The sequence below is a fragment of the Streptococcus suis genome, from assembly GCF_002964045.1.
Taxonomy (GTDB): domain Bacteria; phylum Bacillota; class Bacilli; order Lactobacillales; family Streptococcaceae; genus Streptococcus; species Streptococcus suis_U.
This window is the reverse complement of sequence record NZ_POPB01000207.1, coordinates 1-311: the sequence shown is the minus strand read 5'-3', so window position 1 is coordinate 311 and position 311 is coordinate 1. Positions and strand designations below refer to the sequence as shown.

At 44.4% G+C, this 311-nt stretch carries 1 pseudogene; it reads right to left on the bottom strand.

The annotated features are described in order from the left end of the window. Positions 1–311 (bottom strand): annotated as a pseudogene (locus C1E99_RS14885) (fibrinogen-binding protein); the annotation flags it as partial.

Here is a 311-nt window from a genome sequence, read left to right as displayed (position 1 = left end):
ATCTCCGAGTCAGTTAGCGAATCTGTATCTGAATCCATCTCCGAGTCCGTGAGTGAGTCAGTCTCAGAGTCTATTTCAGAATCTGTGAGCGAGTCCGTCTCAGAATCTATTTCAGAGTCAATCAGTGAATCTGTATCCGAATCCATCTCAGAATCCGTGAGTGAATCAGTATCAGAGTCCATCTCAGAATCAGTAAGTGAATCAGTCTCAGAGTCCATCTCAGAATCCGTGAGCGAATCTGTATCAGAGTCCATCTCAGAATCCGTGAGTGAATCTGTATCTGAATCCATCTCAGAATCCGTGAGTGAATC